This is a genomic window from Nocardioides sp. YJ-D4 (assembly GCF_054031495.1).
The window spans coordinates 4,387,426-4,410,285 of the sequence record NZ_CM132932.1 but is presented as its reverse complement, the minus strand read 5'-3'; the positions used below and the strand labels follow the sequence as shown (position 1 = coordinate 4,410,285).

Sequence of the window (22,860 nt, the reverse complement as noted above, 5' to 3'; positions counted from 1 at the left end):
CTCCCGTCGGCGCAAGCCGCGTCATACCTCCGTCCTTCTAACGTCTCTGGTGCTGTGAGCGAATCGACCCCCACCTCTCTCCCTACCCTCGACGCCCCTGGCGACGCCGAGCTGATCACCGCTGTCCGCGGCGGTGACCTGGATGCGTACGGGACGCTGTTCGAGCGCCATGTCGAGGCCGCCCGCCGCCTGGCCCGTCAGCTGGTGTCGCCCGGCGACGTCGACGACCTCGTCTCCGAGGCGTTCGCCAAGGTGCTCAACGTGCTGCAGAGGGGCGGTGGCCCGGACCTGGCGTTCCGCGCCTATCTGCTGACGTCGCTGCGCCGGCTCCACGTGGACAAGATCCGTGCCGCCTCGAAGCTGACCACCACCGACGACCTGACCCCCTTCGACCCGGGCGTGCCGTTCGAGGACACCGCCGTGTCGGGCTTCGACAACCAGGCCGCCGCGAAGGCGTTCCAGCAGCTTCCGGAGCGCTGGCAGCAGGTGCTGTGGCACACCGAGGTCGAGGGCCAGAAGCCGGCCGAGATCGCGCCGATGCTCGGCATGTCGGCCAACTCGGTCTCCGCGCTCGCCTACCGGGCTCGCGAGGGCCTGAAGCAGGCGTTCATCTCGATGCACGCTCAGGACGCCGGCGAGGAGGCCTGCGCCACCACGCGCGCCAACCTGGGCGCCTACATCCGCAACGGCCTGTCCAAGCGTGACTCGACGAAGGTCGACGACCACCTCCAGGACTGCCGCCCGTGCACCGCGATCTACCTCGAGCTCACCGAGGTCAACTCCGGGATGGGCGCTTGGCTCGCTCCGGCTCTGCTCGGTGCCGCGGGCGCGGGCTACCTCGCCGTCGGAAGCGGCGTCGCCGCCAAGGGTGGCGTGGTGCTCTTCTTCGGGCGGGTCAGGGACTGGGTGCTGGGCGATCCCGTGGGACGTACGGTCGGTGCGGGTGCCGGTGTCGCGGCTGCCGCGGCCGTGGCCGCAGGGCTCGCGCTCACCGGCGGTGAACCGGCCCCGAAGGTGCCGGCCGCCGACGAGCCCGCTGCGGAGGCGCCCGCTGCCGCCGATCCCGCCCCCGCGGCTCCTCCCGCCGCGCCGCCCGCGGCCCCGCCTGCAGATCAGCCCGCGGCCCCGCCGGCCGCACCTCCCGCCGACCAACCCGCCGACCAGCCGGCCGACCCGCCGGCCGACACCGCCCCGGCCCAGACCCAGGAGGCGCCGGTCATCACCTCGCCCCTGCCCGAGGTGCAGGTCGCTCCGGGCGGCAAGGCGGTCATCGACCTGACCCAGGGCGCCACCGACGCCAACGGCGACTCGCTCTCGGTGAAGGAGGCCAACGTCCGCGCCCCCGCCCACGGCGCCGTCACCGTGGGTGGCACCTCGACCTCGGGTGGAGGCAAGGGACGCGGCCCCAGCGGCGCGATCTTCGGTGGCCTGCGGATGGCCGGTGATCCAGTCACGACCGTCACCTACGAGGCCGACAAGGGCTGGCGTGGGACGGACACGATCGAGTACGTCCTCACCGACGGCAACGGCGGCGAGGTCGCCGGCACCGTCGACGTGACCACGCCCAACGCCGACCCCAAGGCCGTCGGCGACGCCGCGACCCTGACCAGGACTCCCGGGTCGAACGGCAACGGTCAGGGCAACAACGGCAACGGAAACGGCAACCAGCCGTCGACGGCGCAGGGGACCATCGACGTACTCGCCAACGACGCCGACGACAACGGCGACACCCTCGACCTGGTCGAGATCGTGGACCAGCCCGCGCACGGCACGGCCGAGATCGTCGACGGCGAGGTCGTCTACACGATGACCGCCGGCTACGACGGGGCCGGCGACACCTTCACCTATCAGATCTCGGACGGCCACGGCGGCAAGGACGTCGGTGCTGTGGAGGTGACCTTCGAGGAAGCTCCGAAGCACGACCCAAAAGTCGAGGTTAGCGCCACCCAGCAGGGCGGCGGGTTCGGTGCGTCGTTCCTCGGTCTGTCCGGGTGGGCGAGCTACGTGGCCGCCACCGCAGAGGTCACCGGCCTCCCCGAGGCCGCGGCCGGTCGGTCGACCAAGCTCGTGATCACGGTGACGGGCATGGAGCCGGCCTACCTCGGCTGGCAGGCCTGCGGCACCTTCGCTCCCCCGCCGACGGGCAGCACGTATTCGTACGAGTGCGAGCTGACGGGTGACGGCACAGCGGCACACGTCGACTTCATCCCGCGAGCGGGCGAGACGTGGACCTTCGACGCCCGCATCGTCCCGGAGGGTTACGAGGACGGCGACGCGAGCAACAATCACGACAGCATCTCCGGTTCCACCGCCCCGGAGCCCACGCCGACCCCGACGCCCTCGCCCACCGAGACCCCGGACGTCCCGCAGGTGCCCACACCACCGACGACCCCGGACGTCCCGCAGGTGCCCACACCACCGGCCACTCCGGACGTACCCCAGGTGCCGACTCCGTCCTCGGACCTGCCCAGCGACCCGGGCACTCCGAGCGAGAGTCCCTCGCTGCCCGAAGGCCCCGAGGAGCCCAGCGACAGCGCCGACCCGGACGAGGAGCCCGAGGTCGAGCGCGGCGCCGCGACCGGCGGTCTGACCTGGGAGGGTTTCCTGAAGGCGCTCGGGATCGAGTGATTTCATCCCCGGTGACCGACGGCCGCCTCTGCTCGCGGAACCTCTAAAGTTGGACCTGTGACTACGACGAGCGACCGTGCCGCTGATCCTGCCAACGGACCGGCCGACCCCTGGCCGGCGCCCCGCGCGCACGGTCCGGTGACGGCGACGGTGTCGCTGCCGGGGAGCAAGTCGCTCACCAACCGGGCGCTGGTGCTGGCCGCGATCGCGGACGGGCCGAGCGTCGTACGTCGTGCGCTTCGGTCGCGCGACACGCTGCTGATGGCGGCAGCACTGACGTCGTTGGGGTCTCACGTGGACACCTCGGCAGACGACTGGGTCGTGACGCCCGGGGCGTTCGGCGCCGATGCCGAGGTCGACTGCGGGCTGGCGGGGACGGTGATGCGGTTCGTACCTCCGGTGGCCGCGCTCTCCACCGGCACGGTCGCCTTCGACGGCGACCCGCACATGCGCAAGCGGCCGGTGGGCGAGGTGCTGCGTGCGCTTCGTGATCTCGGCGTGGACATCGAGGGCGACGGTCTGCCGTTCACGATCCAGGGGCAGGGCGTCGTGCCCGGCGGGACCGTGGTGGTCGACGCCTCGGCCTCGAGCCAGTTCATCAGCGCGCTGCTGCTCGCGGGCGCGCGGTACGAGCAGGGTGTGGACGTACGCCACGACGGCAAGCCCGTGCCGTCGCTCCCCCACATCGACATGACGGTCGCGATGCTGCGCGAGCACGGCGTCGCGGTCGACGACTCGGACGCCAACCGATGGACCGTGGCGCCAGGACCGATCAAGGCGCTGGACCGCACCATCGAGCCGGATCTGTCCAACGCGGCGCCGTTCCTGGCCCTGGCCGCGGTCTCGGGTGGGACCGTGACCGTGCGCGACTGGCCAGAGGCGACCGACCAGCCGGGCGACCAGCTGCGCGAGGTGCTCTCGCTGATGGGCTGCGAGGTGCGGGTCACCGACGACGGGCTGACCGTCACCGGGCCGGAGCGGCTCACCGGGATCGACCTGGACATGCACGACATCGGCGAGCTCACCCCGGCCGTCGCGGCGCTGGGCGCGCTCGCCTCGACGCCTTCGCACCTGACCGGCATCGGCCACATCCGTGGCCACGAGACCGACCGGCTCGCCGCCCTCGCGCGCGAGCTGGGTGCGCTCGGGGCCGACGTCACCGAGCATCCCGACGGGCTGACGATCCGGCCGGCGGCCCTGCACGGCGGGGTGTTCCACACCTACGCCGACCACCGGATGGCCCACGCCGGCGTGATCATCGGGGCAGCCGTCGAGGACGTCCTGGTCGAGAACGTCACCACCACCAGCAAGACCTTCACCGACTTCGCGCCCTTCTGGGCCGGCCTGTTCTGACGACGACATGGCGAAGGCACAGCGGCGCTACGGGACCGAGGACGTCGAGCACTACGACCGTCCCCGGCGCCGCACCCGGCCGCGGACGAAGGACCGGCCCAGCTACGACGACGCCGACCTCGGGCGGGTGATCACGGTCGACCGTGGGCGGTTCACCCTGGTCATGGACGAGGCCCCCGACGTCGAGGTGTGGGCGGTCAAGGCCCGCCCGCTCGGCCGTAAGGGCGTGGTCGTGGGCGACCGGGTCAAGGTCGTCGGCGACACCTCGGGCGCGGAGGGGGCACTGGCGCGGATCGTCGAGCTCGAGCCCCGGGAGACCGTGCTGCGGCGTACGGCCGATGACGACGATCCCGTCGAGCGGGTCGTCGTCGCCAACGCCGACCAGCTGGTGATCGTCACCGCGATCGCCGACCCCGAGCCCCGTACGGGGTTCATCGACCGCGCGCTGGTGGCTGCCCTGGAGGCGGGCATCGACCCGCTGCTGTGCATCACCAAGGCCGACCTGGCCGACCCGGAGTCGCTGGTCTCGATCTACCGGTCGCTGGGGGTGCCGTGGGTGGTGACCCAGCGGGGCGGCGACATAAGTGCCTTGCGGGAGAGGCTCGACGGACGTACGTCGGTCCTCCTCGGCCACAGCGGGGTCGGCAAGTCGACCCTGGTCAACGCGATCGTTCCCGACGCCGGCCGCGAGGTCGGGCACGTCAACGCGGTCACCGGCCGGGGGCGGCACACGTCCACGTCGGCGTTGATGCTGCGACTCCCGGGGGCCGGGTGGATCATCGACACCCCGGGGATCCGTACCTTCGGGCTGGCTCACGTCGAGCCGGAACGGCTCATCGTCTCCTTCCCCGATCTGCAGGAGGCGACGGCCGAGTGCCCGCGCGGCTGCTCGCACGCCGCCGATGCGCCGGAGTGCGGGTTGGACATCGCCGTCGAGGACGGCAGGCTCGATCCGGAACGGGTCGTCTCGTTCCGTCGCCTGCTCGAGGCACGGTCGGTGCCGACGTACGCCCTCTGACAGGTCGAGCCCTCCATGCCCCGGCCGGTGTTTTCGTGGGGAACCGGTTACCAGGGGAGGGTTCGCACGGGGAGCGAAGCCACTAGAGTGGATCCTCGTGGCGAGCACTCCTGACTACAACGACGACCTGCGGCTGGCGCACCTGCTGGCCGACGACGCCGACTCGCTGTCGACGTCGCGGTTCAAGGCGCTCGACCTGCACGTCATGACCAAGCCCGACCTGACCCCCGTCTCGGACGCGGACAAGGCCGTGGAGGAGTCGATCCGGCGTACGCTCTCCCGCGCGCGTACGCGCGACGCGATCACCGGCGAGGAGTCGGGATCCTCCGGCTCGTCCAGCCGCCGCTGGATCGTCGACCCGATCGACGGCACGAAGAACTTCGTGCGCGGTGTGCCGGTCTGGGCGACCCTGATCGCGCTCGCGGTCGACAACGAGGTCGTGATGTCGGTCGTCTCCGCGCCCCAGCTCGGGCGGCGCTGGTGGGCGGCGAAGGGCCAGGGCGCCCACACCGGCAAGTCGCTGATGAAGTCGACCCGCTGCCAGGTCTCGGACGTACGCCGCCTCGAGGACGCCTCGATGTCCTACTCCTCGCTGCACGGCTGGGAGGAGCGCGATCGGCTCGAGGACTTCCTGGCGCTGATGCGCAGCTGCTGGCGCACCCGTGCCTACTCCGACTTCTGGTCCTACATGCTCGTCGCCGAGGGCGCGGTCGACATCGCGGTCGAGCCGGAGCTCGAGCTCTACGACATGGCCGCGCTGGACATCATCGTGCGCGAGGCAGGCGGCCAGTTCACCTCGCTGGCCGGCGACCCGGGGCCGTGGGGCGGCAACGCACTGGCCACCAACGGTCACCTGCACGACGCCGTGCTCTCCTTCCTCGGCGGCCTGCCCGACGGCAACAACGACGCCGACTGGCCGGCCGCGCAGCCGGGATCGGTCACCGCGTTCCGCCGCCCCGCATCCGAGTGACCGAGTAGCCGCGTTCCGGGACAGACCCTGGCGTGACGCACGTCACGGCCGCTACCGTTGGTGCATGAAGATCGCGGACGTACTCACTCGCAAGGCGATCGCAGAAGTCGTCACGATCGCATCAACCGCCACTGTGCGTGACCTGCTCGGGGTCCTCTCCGAGCACGGCATCGGTGCCTGTGTCGTCAGCGGCGACGGGACCGCCGTCGCCGGGATCGTCTCCGAGCGCGACGTGGTCCGGCGCCTCCACGAGAACGACGCGCTGCTCGCCGCCGAGGTCTCCTCGATCATGACCGCCGAGGTCGAGACCTGTGCCCCCGAGGCCACCATCGACGAGATCCTGGGCATCATGACCAAGCGCCGGATCCGGCACATGCCGGTCGTCTCCCCCGACGGCAGCCTGGTCGGCATCGTCAGCATCGGCGACCTGGTCAAGCACCGCATCGACCAGCTCGCCTTCGAGCGCGACCAGCTCGAGGCGTACGTCCACCAGACCTGAGATCCTGTCCGGATCCGACCTTCACAGGACCTGCACAACTTCTGCAGCCTTTCCGGCGACTCGGGCTTCTAGCCTGAGCATGTGCCAGAACATCTGACCGTCAGCCGCCGGGTCCTCGTCGTCGAGGACGAGCCGGTCATCAACCAGGCCGTCTCGGACCGGCTCGAGGCGGAGGGATACGACGTCGTCCGAGCGTGGGACGGCCCCGGGGCGGTCTCCTGCTTCGAGGAGACCTCGCCCGATCTGGTCGTCCTCGACGTGATGCTGCCCGGCTACGACGGCCTCGAGGTGTGCCGCCGGATCCAGGCCGTACGCCCCGTGCCGGTGCTGATGCTGACCGCGCGCGCCGACGAGGCCGATGTGCTGGTCGGGCTCGGCGTCGGGGCCGACGACTACCTGACCAAGCCGTTCCGGGCCCGCGAGCTGGTGGCCCGGGTCAACGCGCTCCTGCGACGGGTGGAGCGGGCCGCCGAGCTGGCCGGGTCGCCGCGGCGTACGGCTGAGATCGGGGGGCTCCGGATGGATCCGGCCGCCCGGCGGGTGTGGGTCGACGGCTCTGAGGTCCGGCTGACGCCGACCGAGTTCGACCTGCTCGTCTGCCTGGCCGCCGACCCGGGTGCCGTGGTCACCCGCGAGCGGCTGCTCGCCGAGGTCTGGGGCTGGAACGACGCCTCCGGAACCCGCACGGTCGACAGCCACGTGAAGGGGCTGCGCGCCAAGATCGGGTCCGAGCGGGTCCGGACCGTGCACGGGGTCGGCTACGCCCTGGAGGCCGGCGAATGACTCCGCTGGAACGGGTCTCCTCGATCAAGGTCAAGCTCGGGCTCCTGGTCGCCGCGAGCGCGCTGGTGGCCGCGGTCGTCGCCTCCGTCGGGCGGATCACCGGGGTCTCCCCGTGGATCTCGATCCCGGTCACGATCGGGATCGCGCTCGCGGTCACCCAGCTGCTGGCGGCCGGGATGACGTCCCCGCTGCGGCAGATGACCGTCGCTGCCAGGCGGATGGCCCGGGGTGACTACTCGGTCTCCGTGCCCGCCGTCGGTGCCGACGAGGTCGGTCAGCTGGGACGTGCGTTCAACACGATGGCCAGCGATCTCGGCGCCGTCGACCGCCAGCGTCGCGACCTGGTCGCCAACGTCTCCCACGAGCTGCGTACGCCGCTGGCGGCTCTCACGGTCGTGCTGGAGAACCTCGTGGACGGTGTCGGATCCGACCCGGCCGCGCTGCAGACCGCGCTCGGTCAGGCCGAGCGGCTGAGCCGGCTGGTCGAGGACCTGCTCGACCTGGCGCGCGTCGACGCCGGCAAGGCGCCGCTGAGCACCGCCTCGGTCGAGCTCGGCCCGCTGCTGGAGGCCTGCGTCGCGGAGACGCGGGCCAACGGGCGGCCGGTCACGTACGAGATCGACGCACCGGCCGACCTGGTCGTCGACGCCGACCCCGATCGCCTCAGCCAGCTCGTCGTCAACCTGCTCGACAACGCCTCCCGGCACAGTCCCCGCGGCGGCGTGGTCACCGTGCGCGCCGGGATCGACGGCGAGCGCTACCACCTCGAGGTCCTCGACTCCGGTCCCGGCATCCCCGTCGCCGACCGCGGACGCGTCTTCGAGCCCTTCGGCACGCTCAGCTCCTCCGGTGAGGGCGGCGGGACCGGGCTCGGGCTCGCCATCGCCCGGTGGGTCACCGACCTGCACGGCGGCTCCATCGCCTTCCTCGACCCGCTCCCCGGCGCCGCCGGTGCCCGAGTGCGCGTCGACCTTCCGATGCGCCCACCCGTACGTCCGGGCCCCCATCAGCTCAGTCCCAGTCATGTCACCCCCACTCATGAGGAGAGCCAGATGCCCACCACTCCCCCGGCGGCCGAGCCCGCCGAACCGGCCCAGCCGGTCGACAACCCCGACACGGGCCCTCAGGCCGCCTATGCCACCCCGTCGGTCCTCGACGACATCTTCGGCACCTACTGGCCCGATTCAGGCGTCGCAGGCAGGTTCGGGCTCTTCATCGGTGCCGTGGTCGCCGGCCTGCTCGGCGGCCTGCTGATCCCCGACCGCAACGCCGGGCTCGGGACGGTCATCGTGCTGCTGGCCGCCGGCGGGGTCGTGATGATGGCGAGCGAGAAGCGCCGCAACCGGTTCCCGATCGTCTGCTACGTCCTGTTCGCGCTGCTCTCCTCGGTCGCGGTGTTCCGCGACGCCGAGTGGCTCGTCGTACTGTGCCTGCTCACGGCGATCGCGGTGATCCTGTGTGCCTCCACCCAGGCGAAGACGCTGCTCGGGATCGTGCTGACCGGGATCTCCTGGCCGCTGGCCGGGCTGCGCGGGATCCCGTGGCTGGGCCGCACGCTGACCAGCGTCTCCGGCAGGGGTCACGGGGCGGCGGTCGCCCGCACCACGGTGCTCTCGCTGCTCGGTCTGGTGATCTTCGGGCTCCTGTTCACCACCGCCGACGCGGTTCTGGGCAGCTGGGTCGACCAGTTCGTGCCGGACGTACGCCCTGACACCTTCGCGGCTCGGATCTTCATGACCGTCTTCGTCTTCGGGGTCGTGATGGGCGCTGCGTACCTGGCCGTGAACCCGCCCCGGATCGACCGCAGCGAGCGTACGTCCCAGCCCGTCGCCAACCGCTACGAATGGCTGGCTCCGGTCGGTGTCGTGGTCGCCGTCTTCGCCGCGTTCCTGATCGCGCAGGCGACCGCTGTCTTCGGCGGCGAGGACTACCTGCGCGAGACGACGGGGCTGACGTACGCCGAATACGTCCACCAGGGGTTCGGCCAGCTCACCGTCGCGACCGCACTGACCCTGCTGGTGATCTGGGCGGCGGCGCGGAAGGCCCCGGTGGAGACCGTCGCCGACCGGCTGTGGCTGCGGATCGCGCTCGGGCTGGTCGCCGCGGAGGCACTGGTCGTCGTCGGGTCGGCGCTGTACCGGATGCACCTCTACCAGGAGGCGTACGGCTTCACCCAGCTCCGCCTGCTCGTCGACGTCTTCGAGGCCTGGCTGGGCCTGCTGGTGATCGCCGGGCTGGTCGCCGCGGTGACCGGCACCGCGATCGCCGGCGGGCTCTGGCTCGGGCGGTTCGCGCTGGTCAGCGGCGCTGTCGCGCTGCTCGGGATCGCCGCGATCAACCCGGACGCATGGATCGCCGAGCACAACGTCTCGCGCTATGAGGAGACCGGGAAGATCGACACCGACTTCCTCGCCGAGCTCAGCGACGACGCGGTGCCTGCCCTGAAGAAGCTCCCCGAGGACCTGCGCAGCTGTGTGCTCGGGCCCAGCGATCGCGAGGGCGACTGGCTGGAGTGGAACCTCGGCCGGGAGCGGGCCGACGGCCTGACCACGATCTACCCCGGGACGGCCGATGCGACGGTGGTGTGCCCCAGCGAGTCTCGATACGTAGACTGATTTCATGAGCCAGAAGCCTGAGATCGACTTCGTCGACCCCACCCCTCCGACCGACCTCGTCATCAAGGACATCACCATCGGTGACGGCGAGGAGGCCACTGAGCGCGACCGCGTATCGGTCCACTACGTCGGCGTTGCGCTGTCCACCGGTGAGGAGTTCGACGCGTCCTACAACCGCGGCGAGCCGCTCGACTTCCGCGTCGGCATCGGCCAGGTCATCCAGGGCTGGGACCAGGGCATCCTCGGCATGAAGGTCGGCGGCCGCCGCCAGCTCGTCATCCCGCCCCACCTGGGCTACGGCGACCGCGGTGCCGGCGGTGCGATCAAGCCCGGCGAGACCCTGATCTTCGTCTGCGACCTGGTCAAGGTCGAGAAGTAAGCAGTTCGTACGTAGCGAGGCGGTGACCCTTCGGGGTCACCGCCTCGTTCCTATTTCTCGCTTCGGCGGTTTCCGCCGGGCCTACCAGGGGACGTCGAAGTCGGCCTCGTCAGAGACCCGAGCCGCCTGGCCGGCGTACTCGACGACGTCGCCGACGCGGAGCTGGCGACCGCGCCGGAGCTCGATCTCACCGTTGACCTTCACCTCGCCGGCGGTGATCGCCGGGCGGGCCTCGGAGCCGGCCTCGACCAGGTTGGCCAGCTTCAGGAACTGACCGAGGCGGATGACCTCGTCGGAGATGGGTACGTCGAAGGGTTCACTCACACCGCTCATCCTCCCCCGCGCCGAGGCGTCAGGTAAATCGATCGAGGCGTCACCCGCGTCGGCCGACACGTCACCGCGGTCGGCCGAGTCGGCATACGGTGACGTCTCGGCCGACGTACGTGACGTCTCGGCGGGTCATTCCACCAGGACGGCGACGGTGTGGATGATCACGCCGACAAGACCACCGACGATGGTGCCGTTGATGCGGATGAACTGCAGGTCGCGGCCGACGAAGAGCTCGATGCGGCGGGCGGCCTGCTTGCCGTCCCAGCGCTGGATGGTGTGGGTGATGACGGTGGTCGCCTCGCGGCCGTAGCGCTTGACGACGTAGACGGCCACGTCGGAGGCGAGCGCGTCGTAGCGGCGCTGGAGGGCCTCGTCGAGGACGACCTTCTGGGCGTAACGGACGACCTCGTCCAGGGCGCGTCGGCGGACGACGCCGTCGGGGTCGCGCAGGGACGTGGTCAGCGCACGCCGCAGGGCGTCCCAGATCGAGATGGCGGTGTTGATCACGCCGGGGTGGTCGAGCACGCGCTCCTTGAGCCGTTCGGCGCGCTCCATGGTCGCCTCGTCGTGCTGCAGGTTGTCGGCGAGGTCGGCGAGCATCGTGTCGATCGCCTTGCGGGCGCGGTGCTCGGGATCGTCGCGGATGTCGGCGATCCAGCGGACCAGCTCGACGTGGATGCGGGCGGTCACCGGCTCGCGCAGCACCTGGGGCGTCCACCACGGCGCCCGCTCGCCGAGCACCTCGGTGACGATCTCCTCGTTCTCCTCGAGCCAGCCGTGCAGCTCGACCAGCGCCAGGTCGACCAGACCGTGGTGGACGCCGTCGTCCAGCGCCGCCTGCAGGGTGCCGCCGAGGAGCGGTGCGATCTGCTCCTCGCGCAGGCGGGGTACGAATCCGTCCTGGATGATCTCGACGATGTGCCGGTTGCTGATCCGGGAGAGCCCGTCGGCGACCACGGTGGAGACCTCGTCGACCACCCGCTTGGCGTTGGGCTCCTCGGCGAGCCAGAGCGCGAGCCGTAGCGACGGCATCGCGACACCGAGCCGCTCGCGGATCGTCTCCTCCTGCAGGAAGTTGTCCTGGACGAACTCCTCCAGGCTGGCGCCGAGCTCGTCCTTCCGCTTCGGGATCAGTGCGGTGTGCGGCACCGGCAGCCCGAGCGGGTGGCGGAACAGCGCGGTGACCGCGAACCAGTCGGCCATCGCACCGACCATGGACGCCTCGGCGCCGGCGTTCACGAACCCCCAGAACCCGTCCAGCCGAAGCGTCAGCAGATAGACGATGGCAGCCACGACCAGGAGCCCGGTGGCGACGATGCGCATGCGGCGCAGTGCCTGGCGGCGTACGACATCGGCCTCGGTCTCGACCATCAGACCACCGATGCCGGCGCCCCCAGGAGAACTCATGGGCTCAATTGTGCCGGGTCGTCCCACGCGAGGCGATCTGCAACACCAGGACCAGCATTTCTATAGGTTACTCACGGGTCGGCCCACAGCTGGGTTACAAAGCACCCAAGGGCGTCACCGATCCCTTCCCCTGCTCGTTGGAGTGGGCGAGAGTGCCTCGGGGGAGGCACACGTCCCACCGAGGAGATACATGTCGTCGCACAACGCGGACGGTGTGGGGTCGCATCTGTTCGACTCGTCGAGGAGCGCTATGTCGTTGACCACCGCCGCCAAGGTGGAGGTTCTGAGCGTCCTCGTCCGCGCCGGCCGGGAGGCCCGCGCCCCACTCACCCCGCACGACTGCAACACCGTGGTCGAGACCAGTGCCCATCTCGCCGAGATCGCGCCGACCCTTTCCGAGGGCACGCCCGGCGACCGGGCCCGCGCGACCCGCTCCGCGATGGAGCTGTTCCTCTCGGTCGACTGCCCTCAGCTCGCGCCCGAGCTCCGCGAGGAGCTCGCCAGGGCGGTCGAGCACGTCGTCGTACGTCATCCGGCGACCGCCGCCTAGCGCAGCAGGGTTTCAACCACCTCATCGTCTGAAGCAAAAATGCCGTCGCGACCCCATGGGTCGCGGCGGCGTGCTTGTATGTGAGTCGGGAGGTAGTTGCATGACGATCGTCAGAGCCGCAATCAGCCAGACCACCTGGACCGGGGACAAGGTCTCCATGCTGGAGAAGCACGAGGGCTTCGCGCGGGACGCCGCCGCCCAGGGCGCCCAGGTGATGTGCTTCCAGGAGCTCTTCTACGGGCCCTACTTCGGGATCACCCAGGACAAGAAGTACTACCGCTACGCCGAGCCGGCTGACGGGCCGATCGTGCAGCGCTTCGCGAGCCTGGCCAAGGAGCTGGGCATGGTGATGGTGCTGCCGATCTACGAAGAGGCCGACACCGGGATCTACTACAACACCGCCGTGCTGGTCGACGCCGACGGCACGATCCTCGGCAAGTACCGGAAGAACCACCTGCCGCACGTGGAGAAGTTCTGGGAGAAGTTCTACTTCCGCCCCGGCAACCTGGGCTACCCGGTCTTCGAGTCCGCGGTCGGAAAGGTGGGGATGTACATCTGCTACGACCGCCACTTCCCCGAGGGCTGGCGCGAGCTCGGGCTCAACGGGGCCCACATGGTCTTCAACCCCAACGCCACCAAGCCCGGGCTCTCCAACCGGCTCTGGGAGATCGAGCAGCCCGCCGCCGCGGTCGCCAACGGCTACTTCGTGCTCGCGCCCAACCGGGTCGGCCTGGAGGACAACGAGTACGGCGAAGAGGCGGTCAACTTCTACGGGATGTCGCAGATCGTCGACCCCCGCGGCAACTACGTCGGCGAGCTCGGCTCGGGCGAGAAGGAGGAGCTGCTCGTACGCGACCTGGACATGAGCATGGTCCAGGAGATGCGCGACGACTGGCAGTTCTACCGCGACCGCCGGCCCGATTCGTACACCGCCATCCCCCGACCCTGAGGAGGCCGGCATGACCACCACGCTCATCACGGGCGGCGCGGTCGTCTCCTCGACCGGGCGCACCCAGGCAGACGTGCTCGTCGACGGCGAGAGGATCGTCGCGCTCATCTCCCCCGGGAGCACTCCGCTGGGGACGATCGAGGCCGACGTCACCATCGACGCGACCGGGAAGTACGTCATCCCCGGCGGCGTCGACGCCCACACCCACATGCAGCTGCCGTTCGGTGGCACCAACGCCAGCGACACCTTCGAGACCGGCACCCGGGCCGCGGCCTGGGGCGGCACCACGACGATCATCGACTTCGCGGTGCAGCGCTACGGCGAACGCGTACAGGACGGGTTGGCGCACTGGCACGAGCTGGCCGCCGGCAACTGCGCGATCGACTACGGGTTCCACCAGATCATCGGCGGGGTCGACGACGACGCGCTCAAGGCGATGGACTCGCTCGTGGACGAGGGCATCACCTCGTACAAGCTGTTCATGGCCTACCCGGGCGTCTTCTACTCCGACGACGCGCAGGTGCTGCGGGCGATGCAGAAGGCGACCGACCACGGGCTGCTGACCATGATGCACGCCGAGAACGGTCCGGCCATCGACGTGCTCGCCGCGCAGCTGGCCGAGTCCGGCAAGACGTCTCCCTACTACCACGGCATCGCGCGTGCCTGGCAGATGGAGGAGGAGGCCACCCACCGGGCGATCATGCTCGCCGACGTGACCGGGGCTCCGCTCTACGTGGTGCACGTCAGCGCCAAGCAGGCGGTCGCGCAGCTGGCCGCGGCCCGCGACCACGGGAAGAACGTGTTCGGCGAGACCTGCCCGCAGTATCTCTATCTCTCCCTCGAGGACCAGCTCGGCGCGAGGTCGGAGGAGTGGGGCGACTTCGAGGGCGCCAAGTGGGTCTGCTCGACGCCGCTGCGCTCGCGCGAGGAGGGCCATCAGGACGCGATGTGGCAGGCGCTGCGCACCAACGACCTGCAGATGGTCTCCACCGACCACTGCCCCTTCTGCATGAAGGAGCAGAAGGAGCTCGGCAAGGACGACTTCCGGGCCATCCCCAACGGGATCGGGTCGATCGAGCACCGCGTCGACCTGCTCTACCAGGGCGTGGTGACCGGGCAGCTCACGCTCGAGCGGTGGGTGGAGCTGATCGCGACCACGCCGGCGCGGATGTTCGGGCTCTACGGCCGCAAGGGCGTGATCGCGCCGGGAGCCGACGCCGACATCGTCGTCTACGATCCCAACGGACACACCTCCATCGGGGTCGGCAAGACCCATCACATGAACATGGACCACTCCGCCTGGGAGGGCTACGAGATCGACGGACACGTCGACGTGGTGCTCTCACGGGGCTCCGTGGTCGTCGCCGACGGCGAGTTCAAGGGCACCAAGGGCCACGGCAGCTACCTCAAGCGCGACCTCTCCCAGTACCTGGTGTGACGTCATGGACTTCGGTGTCGTCCTCCAGACCAACCCGCCCGCCTGGCGGGTCGTCTCCCTGGCGAAGCAGGCCGAGGCGTACGGCTTCGACTACGTCTGGACGTTCGACAGCCACCTGCTGTGGATGGAGCCGTACGTCATCTACAGCCAGATCCTCGCCGAGACCCGCACGATCAAGGTCGGCCCGTTCGTGACGAACCCGGCGACCCGCGACTGGACGGTGACCGCGTCGGTCTTCGCGACCCTGAACGAGATGTACGGCAACCGCACCGTGTGCGGGATGGGGCGCGGTGACTCGGCGGTGCGGGTGCTCAACGGGAAGCCGTCGACGATCAAGGAGATGCGCGAGGCCACTCGGGTGATCCGCGAGCTCGCCAACCGGCGCCCGGTCGAGATCAACGGCACCACGCTGCAGTTCCCGTGGGCCAAGCGCTCCGAGCTGGAGGTGTGGATCGCGGCCTACGGCCCGCTCGCGCTGAAGGCGGCCGGGGAGGTCGGCGACGGGTTCATCCTGCAGCTGGCCGACCCCGACATCACCGACTGGATGATCGGGGCGGTCAAGAAGGCGGCCACCGACGCCGGCCGCGACCCGGAGTCGCTGACGTTCTGCGTGGCCGCTCCTGCGTACGTCACCGACGGGTCGCCCGAGACGCTGGACCATGCCCGCGAGCAGTGCCGGTGGTTCGGCGGGATGGTGGGCAACCACGTCGCCGACATCGTGTCGAAGTACGGCAGCGGTGCCGTCCCGCAGGCGCTCACCGACTACATCAAGAACCGCGAGGGCTACGACTACAACGAGCACGGGCGGGCGGGCAACACCCACACCCAGTTCGTGCCCGACGAGATCGTCGACCGGTTCTGCCTCCTCGGCCCGGTCGAGGAGCAGGTCGCCAGGCTCGAACAGCTCAAGAGCCTCGGCGTCGACCAGTTCGCCGTCTACCTGCAGCACGACGCGATGGATCAGACCCTGGCGGCGTACGGCGATCTGGTGATCCCCCGGGTCAACCGGCCGGTGACCACGAAGGCATGAGCGCGCGATTTCGTTGATTGTTGCGTGAGAATGTAACGAAAACGTAGCCGTTGTCCTGATATACCTTCGTAATCAGTATCCCGGATCGGCGGCGACCCTGCTGCTCCCGGCGTAGAGTGAGAGACGACCTGAGCGAGGTCGAGCGGCGAGCTTGCTCGTCCGCTCGCGCCGAGCGAGGGAGTAAGCGCGCGAAGCGCGCAAGCCAGATCCATGTCCATCCACGCACCCCAGGGGACAGCCTTGACCAGCGCCAGCGACGCCCGTGCCTACGACCTCGACCGAGCCCACGTCTTCCACTCCTGGTCCGCCCAGGGGTCGCTGAAACCGCTCGTCATCGCCGGCGGGCAGGGCTCGCGGGTGTGGGACGACTCCGGGCACACGTACCTGGACTTCTCCTCCCAGCTGGTCAACACCAACATCGGCCACCAACACCCCCGGGTGGTGGAGGCGATCAAGAAGCAGGCCGAGACGCTGACCACGATCGCCCCGACGACGGCCAACCTGACCCGCGGCGAGGCCGCCGAGCGGATCACCGACATCGCGCCGGTCGGCTTCAACAAGGTCTTCTTCACGAACGCCGGCGCCGACGCGGTCGAGAACGCGATCCGGATGGCCCGCATCCACACCGGCCGCGACAAGGTGCTCTCGACCTACCGCTCCTACCACGGCAACACCGGGGCGGCGATCGTCGCAACGGGCGACTGGCGGCGGATCCCGAACGAGTACGCCCGCGGCCACGTCCACTTCTTCGGCCCCTACCTCTACCGCTCGGAGTTCTGGGCGACCACGCCGGAGCAGGAGGCGGAGCGCGCGCTGCGCCATCTGCGCCGGGTGATCGAGTCCGAGGGGCCCGCGTCGATCGCGGCGATCCTCCTGGAGACCATCCCCGGCACCGCCGGGATCATGATCCCGCCGCCGGGCTACCTCCCCGGGGTCAGGGCGCTGGCCGACGAGTTCGGGATCATGCTCATCCTCGATGAGGTCATGGCCGGCTTCGGCCGCACCGGCGAGTGGCTGGCCCTGGACGCCTACGACGTCGTTCCCGACCTGATCACCTTCGCCAAGGGGGTCAACTCCGGCTACGTACCCGCCGGCGGGGTGATCATCTCCGACCCGGTCGCGGCGACCTTCGACGACCAGGTCTTCCCCGGCGGGCTCACCTACTCCGGCCACCCGCTCGCGATGGCGTCGATCGTGGCGACCATCGAGGCGATGAACGAGGAGGGCATCGTCGACAACGCCGCGACCATCGGCACCGACCACATCGCCCCCGGCCTCGCCTCGCTGGCCGAGAAGCACGACGTGATCGGCGAGGTGCGCGGCACCGGGGTCTTCTGGGCCCTCGAGCTCGTCGCCGACCGCGAGACGCGGGAGCCGCTGCCCGCCGCGACGATGGGCCGGATCAAGTCCGAGCTCATCGCCCGCAACCTGATCCCGTTCACCATGGAAAACCGCATCCACGTGGTGCCCCCGTGCATCGTCACCCCCGACGAGGTCGCCGAGGCGATCTCGATCTACGACGACGTGCTCGGCTCGCTGTAACAGCTCTCTAAAGGACGCATGACATGACCGATCTCCCCATCCTCGACCACTGGATCGGCGGGGCCACCAACCCCGGCACCGGCACCCGTCTCGGCGACGTCTACAACCCCGCGCTCGGCACCGTCCAGAAGCGCGTACGTTTCGCCTCGGCCGCCGACGTCGACACCGCCGTCTCGGCGGCCAAGAAGGCGTTCGAAGAGTGGAGCGAGACCTCGCTCACCCGGCGTACGGCCGTGCTCTTCAAGTTCCGCGAGCTGCTCAACGCCCGCAAGGGCGAGCTCGCCGAGATCCTGACCGCCGAGCACGGCAAGGTGCTCTCCGACGCCGCCGGCGAGATCGCCCGCGGGCTCGAGGTCGTCGAGTTCGCCTGCGGGCTCTCCCACCTGCTCAAGGGCACGGTCTCCGAGCAGGTCTCCTCCGGCGTGGACGTGACCACGCTCAAGCAGCCGCTCGGCGTGGTCGGCATCATCAGCCCGTTCAACTTCCCCGCCATGGTGCCGATGTGGTTCTTCCCGATCGCGATCGCGGCCGGCAACGCGGTCGTGATCAAGCCCTCGGAGAAGGACCCGACCGCGTCCAGCTGGATCGGCGAGCTGTGGTCCGAAGCAGGGCTGCCCGACGGCGTCTACAACGTCGTGCACGGCGACAAGGAGGCGGTCGACGCGCTCCTCGACAACCCCGACGTCGCCTCGATCTCCTTCGTCGGCTCCACTCCGATCGCCCGCTACGTCTACGAGCGCGGCACCGCCGCCGGCAAGCGCGTTCAGGCGCTCGGCGGCGCCAAGAACCACATGCTCGTGCTGCCCGACGCCGACCTCGACCTGGTCGCCGACTCCGCGGTCAACGCGGGCTTCGGGTCGGCCGGTGAGCGCTGCATGGCGATCTCGGTGGTGCTCGCGGTCGACTCGGTGGCCGACAGCCTGATCGCGAAGATCACCTCGCGGATGGCCACGCTCAAGACCGGCGACGGCACGCGGGACACCGACATGGGGCCGCTCATCACCGGCGCTCACCGCGACAAGGTGGCGGCGTACGTCGATGTGGCTGCGGCCGACGGGGCCGAGGTCGTCGTCGACGGCCGCGGCATCGAGGTGGACGGCGACCCCAACGGCTTCTGGGTCGGGCCGACCCTGGTGGACCGGGTGCCGACCACGTCGACCGTCTACACCGAGGAGATCTTCGGGCCGGTGCTCTCGGTCATCCGCGTCACCGGCTACGAGGAGGGCCTCGAGCTGATCAACTCCGGCCAGTTCGGCAACGGCACCGCGATCTTCACCAACGACGGCGGCGCCGCCCGCCGGTTCCAGCGTGAGGTGCAGGTCGGGATGGTCGGCGTGAACGTGCCGATCCCGGTGCCCGTCGCCTACCACTCCTTCGGTGGCTGGAAGGCGTCGCTGTTCGGGAACGCGAAGGCGTACGGCCCCGCGGGGCTGGACTTCTTCACCCGCGAGAAGGCGGTCACCACCCGCTGGCTGGACCCGTCGCACGGCGGGATCAACCTGGGGTTCCCGCAGAACTCCTAGGCGCCCGCTAGTAGTCGTAGTCGTCGTCGGGGCCGACCGCGTCGAGCTTCTGCTCGGCGTAGTCGGCCTCGTTGACGTCGTCCGGCATCGAGGTCACCGTCTCCTCGGCGTCCAGAGGCGCCTCGTCGTCGACGGCCTCCTTCACGACATCGGTCGCCTGCTCCTCGAGGTCTGCCTCTGCTGCGTTCTCGCTCATCTACCCTCGCTCAGATCGATCCGTGTTGCTCGGACTCCAGTAGACCACCGCCACCCGGGTGCCGCCACGGACCGCTGCGGCTCAGCGCCGGCGTGGCGCCCCCAGGGCAAGTCGGAGATCCTGCTTCAGGGTCGTGTATGCGTCCTTGGGCTGCCGGTTCACATCCCAGAGCAGCGCGTAGCCCTCCCCTTCGAACCAGCCAGGTACCCAGGAGTGGGTGTCATCGATGCCCCAGACCGTGAACGATGTGCAGGCGCGTACGGCGAGGCATGCCTGGAGCATCTGGGAGAACTCGTAGGGGTGGGCGAAGAGCGCCAGGTTGTCCGTGGGTACCTGGGTCTCGGCGGAGTCGACGAAGGTGCGTACGTCGGCCTCGGTGACCGCCACCTCGAGACCGAGGTCGGCATAGCGCTGCAGGTCGGCGCGGAAGCGCTCGCCGGAGAAGCCGTACTGGGTGTCGAGGTGGCCCTGGTTGCCGACACCGTGGATGGGTACGCCCTGGGCGACCAGGCTCTTGACGAAGGCGTAGACCGCGTCGGCCTTGGCGTTGTGGCCGTCCTCCCCGGCGATGTTGTAGTCGTTGTAGAACAACCGCGCCTTCGGGTCGGCCTGGTGGGCCCAGCGGAAGGCGTCGGCGACCACCTCGGGTCCGAGCCGGGAGACCCAGAAGTTGTCCGGGTTGAGCCGCGAGGGGTTGGTGTCGGTGAAGAACTCGTTGGCGACGTCCCACTGGTAGACCTTGCCGCGGAAGTGGGCGACCTCATCGGTGATGTGCTTCTTGAGGATCCCGCGTAGCTCGGCGTTGCTGATCGTGCCGTTGTTGACGCCCTCGGTCAGCCAGGCGGGATTCTGGTTGTGCCAGAGCAGGGTGTGGCCGCGCACCTTCTGACCGTGGGCGCGGGCGAACTCGACGACCTCGTCGGCGCCGGACCAGTCGTAGGTGCCACGAGTCGGCTCGACGGTCTCCCACTTCATCTCGTTCTCGGGCGTGATGCTGGAGAACTCGTCCGAGGCGATGCCGGCGAGCTCCTCGTCCGCGAGCACCTCGGGGTTGGCGGCGACACCGAGGTGCAGCCCGATCTGGGACGCGTAGGAGCGGAGCGAGTCGGACGGGGGCCGGAAGCCACGTGGCTCGGCCTGGGCCATGGATGACGCGGTCGCGGTGACGGTCGCCGCCGCGGCCACAGTCACGACGATGTGACGAAGTTTCACGGTGCCTCCAGGTGCACTAAGTGTGATCGGCATCACAGACAGGGATCAGGATGGCGAGGGGCCGCGAGTTTTGTCAATCGTTGTCGATAACGTTTTCCGAAGATGCCCACCGAAGCTGGATCCCGGCTACGATCCGGTCCATGCCCACCGAGACCTCTGCCCGCGAAGCTCCCGGATCGACGTGGGCCCGCAGCTACGACTACACCGCGCGCGAGCTGGTGCGACCACGTTCCGTGGATGACGTACGCGACCTCGTGCTGCGCGAGCCGCGGCTGCGCGCACTGGGATCCCGGCACTCCTTCACCGATCTCGCGGACACGCCGGGGGTGCTGGTCTCGCTGGACGGCTTGGAGTCTTCGCCGAGCCTGGCCGGGGACGTGGTCCGGGTGCCTGGCGGGATGCGCTACGGCGAGCTCGCCGCCTGGTTGCAGGAGCACGGCCGGGCGCTGCCCAACCTGGCCTCGCTCCCCCACATCTCGGTCGCCGGCGCGGTCGCGACCGGCACCCATGGCTCCGGTGTCGGCAACGGCTCGCTGGCCACCTCCGTGACCGCCCTGGAGATCGTCGACGGCCGCGGCGGCCTGGTGCGACTGGAGGCCGGATCGCCCGATTTCGCGGGGGCCCTGGTCGGCATCGGCGCCTTGGGGATCGTGACCCATCTCGAGCTGCTGACCTCGCCGACGTACCAGGTCGCACAGACGGTCCACGAAGGGCTCACCTACACTGACCTGCGAGAACACCTCACCGAGATCCTCGGTGCGGCCTACTCGGTGTCGATCTTCACGCGCTGGTCCGACGAGCCCGACGGGTCGGTAGCGCGGGTCTGGGTGAAGTCGCGCTCGGGGACGCCGGAGCTCCCTGGCACGGTGCTGGCCACCGAGCCGCGTCACGTCGTCCCCGGCCTCGACCCGGCACCGTGCACCGAGCAGCTCGGCGTACTCGGACCGTGGCACGAGCGGCTACCCCACTTCCGGCTCGACTTCCAGCCGAGCGTCGGCGCGGAGCTGCAGAGCGAGTACCTGGTGCCGCTCGATCGCGCGCAGGAGGCGGTCGAGGCGGTCCGCTCACTCGCCGACCGCGTCCGGCCGCTCCTGCAGGTGAGCGAGATCCGCGCCGTCGCCGCCGACGAGCTGTGGCTCTCCCCCGCCTACGGCACCGACACGTTGGCGCTGCACTTCACCTGGAAGGCCGACCCCGTCGGCGTACGCGATCTCCTGCCCGACCTGGAGCAGCGGCTTCCGGCGGGCACCCGGCCGCACTGGGGCAAGCTGTTCGCCACCAAGGACCCCGGTGCCGCGTTCCCTCGCTGGGACGACTTCAGGGACCTGGTACGCCGCTTCGACCCGGACCGCCGGTTCTGGAACGGGTGGCTGGAGCGGGTGCTCGGCTGACGCGGCTGGGGTAGTCCGGTAGCGAACTGCCTATTACCGGCGAGTAGATGGGCAGTTCGCTACCGGACTACCCCGACGCTCAGTCCTCGACGAATTGGCGGTGGTTGCGGATCACCTCGGCGATGATCACGTTGAGGATCTTCTCGGCGAACTCGGGGTCGAGGCCGGCGTCGTCGGAGAGCCGGCGGAGCCGCTCGATCTGGACCGCCTCGCGGCTCGGATCGGCTGGCGGGAAGCCCGCGCGCGCCTTCAGCCGGCCGACCTGCTCGGTGCACTTGAAGCGCTCGGCGAGAAGGTGGACAAGGGCGGCGTCGAGGTTGTCGATGCTGCCGCGCAGGCGCAGGAGCTCGTCGTGGGCGTCTTCGGTCACAGCGCTATCAAACCCGATGCCGGCCCCGGAGCACCGACGAGTCTTACTCGCCGGACTCCTTCGAGGACTGCTCGGCAAGCGCCTTGTCGATGTCGAGCTCGACGACGGCGTCGATGACCTGCTTGAGCGCGGGCGCGGGGAGCGCACCGGGCTGCGAGAAGACGAGGTTGCCCTTCTTGAAGGCCATCAGCGTCGGGATCGAGGTGATGTTGGCGGCACCGGCGAGCGCCTGCTCGGCCTCGGTGTCGACCTTCCCGAAGACGATCTCGGGGTGCTCCTGGGAGGCGGCGTCGTAGATCGGGCCGAACTGGCGGCACGGGCCGCACCAGGACGCCCAGAAGTCGACGAGGACGATCTCGTTGTCGGTGACGGTGCTCTCGAAGTTCTCTGCGCCGAGCTCGACGGTGGGCATGGGGCTCTCGCTTCCGGTCTGGGGTGGGTGCGCGCCGGATCGGCGGGCACGTACGTCTCAACGCACGTGCGTCACTGAGGATTCCCCGTGCGGATTCCTCGTGGGATCAGGGAAGACGCTTGCTCTTCGGCCCGATCTGCCGCTCGATGCGGCTGCGTGGCTGCCCGGTCAGCTTGGCGACGATCGGAACCCGGAACACGTATCCACCGACAGCCGCTGCGATGACCAGCAAGATAATCCAGAACATGTGATCCAGCGTACGCCG

At 69.8% G+C, this 22,860-nt stretch carries 22 protein-coding genes; 15 read left to right on the top strand and 7 right to left on the bottom strand.

Annotated features, from left to right (window positions below; genetic code table 11):
• The first annotated feature begins 54 nt into the window (after window positions 1-54).
• The 8 genes from ACW14X_RS21150 to ACW14X_RS21115 all read left to right on the top strand — a co-directional run bounded on the left by ACW14X_RS21150 (window position 55) and on the right by ACW14X_RS21115 (window position 10,245).
• Entirely contained in the window at window positions 55-2,628 is a 2,574-nt protein-coding gene (locus ACW14X_RS21150) for a sigma-70 family RNA polymerase sigma factor (RefSeq protein ID WP_457163192.1), read from the top strand.
• A 57-nt stretch (window positions 2,629-2,685) separates the two neighbouring features.
• Window positions 2,686-3,981 (top strand): 3-phosphoshikimate 1-carboxyvinyltransferase, encoded by a 1,296-nt coding sequence (aroA, locus tag ACW14X_RS21145; protein WP_457163191.1) that lies wholly within the window; start codon window positions 2,686-2,688, stop codon window positions 3,979-3,981.
• A gap of 7 nt (window positions 3,982-3,988) precedes the next feature.
• Window positions 3,989-4,999 carry a ribosome small subunit-dependent GTPase A gene (rsgA, locus tag ACW14X_RS21140; protein WP_457163190.1) on the top strand — a complete coding sequence of 337 codons (1,011 nt, stop codon included), beginning with the start codon at window positions 3,989-3,991 and terminating at the stop codon, window positions 4,997-4,999.
• A 97-nt stretch (window positions 5,000-5,096) separates the two neighbouring features.
• Window positions 5,097-5,969 carry an inositol monophosphatase family protein gene (locus ACW14X_RS21135; protein WP_160027635.1) on the top strand — a complete coding sequence of 291 codons (873 nt, stop codon included), beginning with the start codon at window positions 5,097-5,099 and terminating at the stop codon, window positions 5,967-5,969.
• Between the two features lie 64 nt (window positions 5,970-6,033).
• Window positions 6,034-6,468, top strand: a complete 435-nt coding sequence (locus ACW14X_RS21130) for a CBS domain-containing protein (RefSeq protein WP_160027633.1) — start codon at window positions 6,034-6,036, stop codon at window positions 6,466-6,468.
• 81 nt (window positions 6,469-6,549) lie between these two features.
• Window positions 6,550-7,251, top strand: a complete 702-nt coding sequence (locus ACW14X_RS21125) for a response regulator (protein WP_350844373.1) — start codon at window positions 6,550-6,552, stop codon at window positions 7,249-7,251.
• Window positions 7,248-9,866 (top strand): DUF4153 domain-containing protein, encoded by a 2,619-nt coding sequence (locus ACW14X_RS21120; RefSeq protein WP_457163189.1) that lies wholly within the window; start codon window positions 7,248-7,250, stop codon window positions 9,864-9,866. The genes ACW14X_RS21125 and ACW14X_RS21120 overlap by 4 nt, the downstream gene beginning before the upstream one ends.
• A gap of 4 nt (window positions 9,867-9,870) precedes the next feature.
• A complete protein-coding gene (locus ACW14X_RS21115) occupies window positions 9,871-10,245 on the top strand; it encodes an FKBP-type peptidyl-prolyl cis-trans isomerase (protein WP_141795436.1) in 375 nt (124 codons plus the stop codon).
• 81 nt (window positions 10,246-10,326) lie between these two features.
• Here ACW14X_RS21115 and ACW14X_RS21110 read toward each other — a convergent pair whose 3' ends face one another.
• A complete protein-coding gene (locus ACW14X_RS21110) occupies window positions 10,327-10,578 on the bottom strand; it encodes an RNA-binding S4 domain-containing protein (protein ID WP_160027629.1) in 252 nt (83 codons plus the stop codon).
• A 126-nt stretch (window positions 10,579-10,704) separates the two neighbouring features.
• Window positions 10,705-11,982 (bottom strand): DUF445 domain-containing protein, encoded by a 1,278-nt coding sequence (locus tag ACW14X_RS21105; RefSeq protein ID WP_160027627.1) that lies wholly within the window; start codon window positions 11,980-11,982, stop codon window positions 10,705-10,707.
• Window positions 11,983-12,232: 250 nt separating this feature from the next.
• On the opposite strand from ACW14X_RS21105, the gene ACW14X_RS21100 reads away from it, so the two are divergent.
• From ACW14X_RS21100 to ACW14X_RS21075, 6 genes are all read left to right on the top strand, one after another.
• A complete protein-coding gene (locus ACW14X_RS21100; protein WP_457163188.1) occupies window positions 12,233-12,532 on the top strand; it encodes a hypothetical protein in 300 nt (99 codons plus the stop codon).
• Window positions 12,533-12,632: 100 nt separating this feature from the next.
• Window positions 12,633-13,481 carry a nitrilase-related carbon-nitrogen hydrolase gene (locus tag ACW14X_RS21095; protein ID WP_457163187.1) on the top strand — a complete coding sequence of 283 codons (849 nt, stop codon included), beginning with the start codon at window positions 12,633-12,635 and terminating at the stop codon, window positions 13,479-13,481.
• A 10-nt stretch (window positions 13,482-13,491) separates the two neighbouring features.
• Complete coding sequence (gene hydA / locus ACW14X_RS21090; protein ID WP_457163186.1) at window positions 13,492-14,919, top strand: dihydropyrimidinase; 1,428 nt, start codon at window positions 13,492-13,494, stop codon at window positions 14,917-14,919.
• A gap of 4 nt (window positions 14,920-14,923) precedes the next feature.
• Window positions 14,924-15,949: a TIGR03842 family LLM class F420-dependent oxidoreductase gene (locus ACW14X_RS21085; protein ID WP_457163185.1), complete on the top strand. Its 1,026-nt coding sequence runs from the start codon at window positions 14,924-14,926 to the stop codon at window positions 15,947-15,949.
• A gap of 240 nt (window positions 15,950-16,189) precedes the next feature.
• A complete protein-coding gene (locus ACW14X_RS21080; protein WP_457163184.1) occupies window positions 16,190-17,491 on the top strand; it encodes an aminotransferase class III-fold pyridoxal phosphate-dependent enzyme in 1,302 nt (433 codons plus the stop codon).
• Window positions 17,492-17,514: 23 nt separating this feature from the next.
• The gene (locus ACW14X_RS21075) at window positions 17,515-19,014 is read left to right on the top strand and encodes a CoA-acylating methylmalonate-semialdehyde dehydrogenase (protein ID WP_457163183.1); all 1,500 of its coding nucleotides are present in this window, start codon (window positions 17,515-17,517) and stop codon (window positions 19,012-19,014) included.
• 7 nt (window positions 19,015-19,021) lie between these two features.
• On the opposite strand, the gene ACW14X_RS21070 is transcribed toward ACW14X_RS21075, so the two are convergent.
• Both ACW14X_RS21070 and ACW14X_RS21065 read right to left on the bottom strand, forming a co-directional pair.
• The gene (locus ACW14X_RS21070; protein ID WP_457163182.1) at window positions 19,022-19,210 is read right to left on the bottom strand and encodes a hypothetical protein; all 189 of its coding nucleotides are present in this window, start codon (window positions 19,208-19,210) and stop codon (window positions 19,022-19,024) included.
• Window positions 19,211-19,291: 81 nt separating this feature from the next.
• Window positions 19,292-20,422 (bottom strand): endo-1,4-beta-xylanase, encoded by a 1,131-nt coding sequence (locus ACW14X_RS21065; RefSeq protein ID WP_457163181.1) that lies wholly within the window; start codon window positions 20,420-20,422, stop codon window positions 19,292-19,294.
• Window positions 20,423-20,562: 140 nt separating this feature from the next.
• Between ACW14X_RS21065 and ACW14X_RS21060 the strand changes: the two genes are divergently transcribed.
• The gene (locus ACW14X_RS21060; RefSeq protein WP_457163180.1) at window positions 20,563-21,813 is read left to right on the top strand and encodes an FAD-binding protein; all 1,251 of its coding nucleotides are present in this window, start codon (window positions 20,563-20,565) and stop codon (window positions 21,811-21,813) included.
• A gap of 79 nt (window positions 21,814-21,892) precedes the next feature.
• On the opposite strand, the gene ACW14X_RS21055 is transcribed toward ACW14X_RS21060, so the two are convergent.
• The 3 genes from ACW14X_RS21055 to ACW14X_RS21045 form a co-directional block, all read right to left on the bottom strand.
• Window positions 21,893-22,183: a chorismate mutase gene (locus tag ACW14X_RS21055; RefSeq protein WP_201451241.1), complete on the bottom strand. Its 291-nt coding sequence runs from the start codon at window positions 22,181-22,183 to the stop codon at window positions 21,893-21,895.
• 43 nt (window positions 22,184-22,226) lie between these two features.
• Window positions 22,227-22,595 carry a thioredoxin gene (trxA, locus tag ACW14X_RS21050; protein WP_160027609.1) on the bottom strand — a complete coding sequence of 123 codons (369 nt, stop codon included), beginning with the start codon at window positions 22,593-22,595 and terminating at the stop codon, window positions 22,227-22,229.
• A 106-nt stretch (window positions 22,596-22,701) separates the two neighbouring features.
• The gene (locus tag ACW14X_RS21045) at window positions 22,702-22,842 is read right to left on the bottom strand and encodes a hypothetical protein (RefSeq protein ID WP_183543801.1); all 141 of its coding nucleotides are present in this window, start codon (window positions 22,840-22,842) and stop codon (window positions 22,702-22,704) included.
• Window positions 22,843-22,860: the final 18 nt, after the last annotated feature.